The following is a 4,748-nucleotide window of genomic DNA, read 5'->3' as shown; positions in this document are numbered from 1 at the left end:
GCAGATCCTGTTCTCTCAGCGTCCCAGCCATGCGCCACAGCTTAACAGCAGCACCCTCGTCCTTGGACGGGAGCGCCGGAAGCCGCTAATCAGATACATCTGATCGCTCGCGTTGGCTATTGCTGGAATATAGATAGCTTCGCCCATGAGTCCGGAAATAATCTCCTTGATCTCTAGGCCATCTACTGATATTGCATATAATTTGCCAGTTTTAAATTTAACGTCTGTGGAACTTACCACTCTTCGTATTTTACAAATTAAGCCATCGAAATACCCCTCACCTATGATTCTTTGGATTTCTTCACTAAACTCAATTTTTGCTTCTATCCAAGAATCACATTCCTCTTTTATCCACAAGGGTATATCTGACTTAGTTGGTTTAATATCACCGAGCAACAACCTAATGGAATTAATTATGTTGCTCTTCCCAGAATTATTGGCTCCTACCAGCAAAGTATAATCATCAAATATTATTTGTGTGTCTTCAATTGATTTACAATTGTGAATCAAAACGGATAGAATCTTCACTGTAGCCACTCCTGCAAACTCGTAACCCCCAACTCTCCCGCTCTCACAGCCCCAGTGATTGCCTTCGCCGTCCACTCGGCCCCTTCCTTCGTGCTCACAATCGGCACGCCGCGCTCTAACGCCGTGCGGAGAAGCTGGCTTCCGGTGACATCAATCAGCAAATCAGGCAATTTCTCCCCGTCCTGCTTCCGAATGACGCTCAGGCCCGCACCTTCCAGCACGCCCGCCACCTCATCTAACCCCTTACCCAGCAGCAGCGCCACGCCCGACAGCGGCAGATTGCTCTTGGCCCCCAGCGCGGCGCGGTAGTAGGCCAGATACGGGTCGGTGTCAATGCCCATGCTCTCGCCGGTGCTTTTCATCTCCGGCCCCAGAATCGGCAGCACCCCCTTGAACTTCAGGAACGGCAGATGCACTTCCTTGACGCTGTACATGCTGGGCACCGGCGTCTCGGTCAGCCCAATGTCCGCGAGGGTTTGCCCCACCGCGATGCGGGCCGCGTACTTCGCCAGCGGATGCCCGGTGGCCTTGCTCACGTAAGGCACGGTGCGCGAGGCGCGGGGATTGGCCTCCAGGATGTACGCGATGCCGTCCTTGACGGCGTACTGCACATTCATCAGCCCCCTCACCCCCAGCGCCAGCGCCAGCCGCTCGGTGGTGTCCTTGACCGTCTGCGTCAGCTCGGCGCTGAGGCTGATCGGTGGGGTGATGCAGGCCGAGTCGCCGCTGTGCACGCCCGCCGCCTCGATGTGCTCCATGATGCCCGCCACCACCGCCGTCTTCCCGTCGCACAGGCAGTCCACGTCCAGCTCCAGCGCCCCCGAGAGGTACTGATCGAGCAAAATGCTCGGCTGCCCTTCCACGGCGGCGTAGACCTCGTCCAGGTACGTCTGCAACTCTTCCGCGCCGCCCACGATCCGCATAGCCCGCCCACCCAGCACATAACTGGGCCGCGCCATCAGCGGAAAGCCGAGCTTGGCAGCCAGTTTCTGCGCCTCGCCGGGTGTCTCAGCGACCAGACCCTTTGGCTGCGCGATCCCCAGCCGCTCACACAGTGCGTTGAAGCTGGCCCGGTCCTCGGCCTCGTTGATGGTGGCCGGACTGGTGCCGATGATCGGCGCTCCGGCGGCTTCCAATCGGCCCGCCAGTTTCAGCGGCGTCTGCCCGCCGAGCTGCACGATCACGCCCACCGGCTTCTCGTGCTCCACGATGTTCATCACGTCTTCAAAAGTCAGCGGCTCGAAGTACAGCCGGTCGGCGGTGTCGTAATCGGTGCTGACCGTTTCCGGGTTGGAATTGATCATGATGGTCTCGTACCCGGCCTCCTGCAAGGCCCACACCGCGTGGACGGTGGCGTAATCAAACTCCACGCCCTGCCCAATCCGGTTGGGACCGCTGCCCAGAATGACGATCTTGGGCTTGTCGGTGGCCTTGACTTCGTCTTCCCATTCATACGTTGAATAGTGATACGGCGTGTGCGCCTCGAACTCGGCGGCGCAGGTGTCCACCGTTTTGTAGACCGGCAGCGCGTTGGCCTTCTTGCGAATGGCGCGGGTTTCCAACTCCGTCAGACCCACGATCTCGCCGATACGGGCGTCGCTGAAGCCCAGCCGTTTGACCTCCCGCCAGTATTCGTACTTCCACTCGGCAATCGGGCCGAGTTCCAGAATCTCGCGCTCGGCGGCCACGATCTCGTGAAGCTGCCCCAGGAACCAGCGGTCAATCCGGGTCAGGTCGAACAACTCGTCCACACTCAAATCACGGCGCAGCAGCTCGATCACGGCTTCCAGGCGGCGCGGGTTGGGGTACAGCAGGTCACGCAGCTGTGCCTCGTCCATCTCGGTATACAAACCGCGCACGTCGCTCTCGGTGCTCCTGAGCGCCTTTTGCAAGCTTTCCTTGAAGGTGCGGCCCAGCGCCATCACCTCGCCCACCGAGCGCATCTGGGTGCCCAGGTGGTCGGAGGTGCCGGGGAATTTCTCGAAGGCGAAGCGCGGAATCTTGGTCACCACATAGTCGATGCTCGGCTCGAACGACGCGGGCGTCACGCGGGTGATGTCGTTGGGCAGCTCGTCGAGGTGGTAACCCACTGCCAGCAGCGCGGCAATTTTGGCAATCGGGAAGCCGGTGGCTTTGCTCGCCAGCGCACTGGAACGGCTGACGCGGGGGTTCATCTCAATGACAATGACGCGCCCGTTGTCAGGATTGACCGAGAACTGAATGTTGCTGCCGCCCGTTGCCACCCCAATCTCGCGGATGATCGCCAGCGACATGTCGCGCAGCCGCTGATACTCCACGTCGCTGAGCGTCTGGGCGGGCGCAACCGTGATCGAGTCGCCGGTATGCACGCCCATCGGGTCGAAATTCTCGATGCCCGTGATGATAATTACCGTGTCGGCGGTGTCGCGCATGACTTCCAGCTCGTATTCCTTCCAGCCGAGAATGCTTTCTTCCAGCAGCACGCTCGTCACGGGCGAGTCGCGCAAACCGCCCTCAGTGATCTCCAGAAATTCCTCGTAGGTGTGGGCGATGCCGCCGCCGGTGCCGCCGAGCGTGAAGCTGGGCCGGATGACCACTGGCAAGCCGAGTTCTTTTTGGTACTCGGTGGCCTCTTCCATGCTGTGAACCATCTTTCCCTTGGCGGTTTCGATGCCAATTTTCTTCATAGCCGCCTGAAACAACTCGCGATCCTCGCCCTTCTTGATGGCCTCCACACCCGCGCCGATGAGTTCCACGCCGTACTTGGCCAGCGTGCCGCGCTCGTGCAGCTCCATGGCGAGGTTCAGCGCCGTCTGGCCGCCGAGCGTGGGCAGCAGGGCGTCGGGGCGCTCCTTGGCGATCACCTTTTCCACGAATTCGGGCGTCAGCGGCTCCAGATAAGTCGCATCCGACAGATCGGGGTCGGTCATGATGGTCGCCGGATTGCTGTTGACCAGCACCACGCGGTAGCCCTCTTTCTTGAGTGCTTTGAGGGCCTGAGTGCCGGAATAATCAAACTCGGCAGCCTGCCCAATTTGAATAGGGCCGCTGCCGAGGATCAGAATCGTTTGAAGGTCAGTTCGCTTAGGCATTCCAAAAATAGAGTATGGCATGGATGGGCGGCGGGGTGGTAGGGGAGATGTATGGTTATGCAGAAAATCGAGAGCGTAATGCACTTTAAGCTGGCAACTCGGGAAGGTAAGTTACAGCACCGAGAGGCAGGCTGCGAGGGAAATCTAGTCAGCTGGATACGTCGTCATCTTTGTATAAACCTTCTAGTTAGCAGATAAAGATTCAGTTTTCATAAATTCAAATAAACCAAACTGCTTTACATTGTCACCCCCCTTCCCCCACTCAGGCAGCAGTTACGAGACAATGCGGGTATGACTCAACTTCTGAATCCGCCCGCCGCCCAACGCCTGCAAGTAGACATCTGGTCGGACATCGCCTGCCCGTGGTGCTACATCGGCAAGCGGCGCTTTGAACAGGCGCTTGAGCAGTTTGAAGGCAAAGACAAAGTAGAAGTCGTCTGGCACAGCTTCGAGCTTGATCCTTCTGCACCGGTGAGTAAGCCGAGTGGCCCCAATGCCATGCGCGACGGCCTCGCCAGCAAGTACGGACGCAGCGCCGCCGAAGCTCAAGGAATGCTGGACAGCATGACCCAGACTGCCGCCAAAGTCGGACTGGAGTACCACTTCGATCAGGCCCAGCCCGCCAACACCTTCTTATCGCACCAACTCATTCACTTTGCCGCCGAACACGGCTTGCAAGACGCCATGAAGGAACGGCTGCTCCTTGCCTACTTCAGCGAGGGCCAGCACCTGGGCCAACTCGACACGCTGGTGAAACTGGGTGCTGAAGTCGGCCTGAACGCTGATGAAGTTCGCACCGTTCTGGAGCAGCAAACCTACGCCGAAGCGGTAAGAAGCGACGAAGCACAGGCCCAGGCTTACGGCATCAGCGGCGTGCCCTTTTTTGTATTGGGCAACAAGTACGGCGTCAGCGGAGCGCAGGCCCCGGGGACGATCTTGAGCGCTCTCAAGCAGGTCTGGAACGAGCAAGCGCCGCTGCAACTGATCGGTGCAGCAGACGCGGAAGGCTGCGAAGACGGTTCGTGCGCGGTGCCGCAGGGCTAAGCATTGATGGTATCTGATTAGCGGCTTCCGGCGCTCCCGTCCAAGGACGAGGGTGCTGCTGTTAAGCTGTGGCGCATGGCTGGGACGCTGAGAGAACAGGATCTG

The 4,748-nt window shown here is 59.0% G+C and carries 3 protein-coding genes; 1 reads left to right on the top strand and 2 read right to left on the bottom strand.

All coding sequences use genetic code 11. The features are described 5' to 3' along the window. Positions 1 to 15: 15 nt before the first annotated feature. Together FNU79_RS18650 and carB are read right to left on the bottom strand one after the other, a co-directional pair. Positions 16 to 528, bottom strand: coding sequence for an AAA family ATPase (locus FNU79_RS18650; protein WP_185974822.1), 513 nt, complete (start codon positions 526 to 528; stop codon positions 16 to 18). Continuing rightward, positions 525 to 3,599, bottom strand: a complete 3,075-nt coding sequence (carB, locus tag FNU79_RS18645; protein WP_143722294.1) for a carbamoyl-phosphate synthase large subunit — start codon at positions 3,597 to 3,599, stop codon at positions 525 to 527. The genes FNU79_RS18650 and carB overlap by 4 nt, the downstream gene beginning before the upstream one ends. Positions 3,600 to 3,890: 291 nt before the next feature. Between carB and FNU79_RS18640 the strand changes: the two genes are divergently transcribed. Then, positions 3,891 to 4,643, top strand: coding sequence for a DsbA family oxidoreductase (locus FNU79_RS18640; RefSeq protein WP_143722293.1), 753 nt, complete (start codon positions 3,891 to 3,893; stop codon positions 4,641 to 4,643). Positions 4,644 to 4,748 lie beyond the last annotated feature (105 nt).

This window comes from Deinococcus detaillensis (genome assembly GCF_007280555.1).
Taxonomy (GTDB): Bacteria; Deinococcota; Deinococci; order Deinococcales; family Deinococcaceae; genus Deinococcus; species Deinococcus detaillensis.
The sequence above is the reverse complement of the archived record's forward strand: the minus strand, read 5'-3'. Positions and strand labels throughout refer to the sequence as shown.

Excerpts from the sequence above, each read along its gene's own strand:
- FNU79_RS18640 (WP_143722293.1), top strand. The coding sequence starts at position 3,891 with ATGACTCAACTTCTGAATCCGCCCGCCGCCCAACGCCTGCAAGTAGAC.
- carB (WP_143722294.1), bottom strand. The coding sequence starts at position 3,599 with ATGCCTAAGCGAACTGACCTTCAAACGATTCTGATCCTCGGCAGCGGC.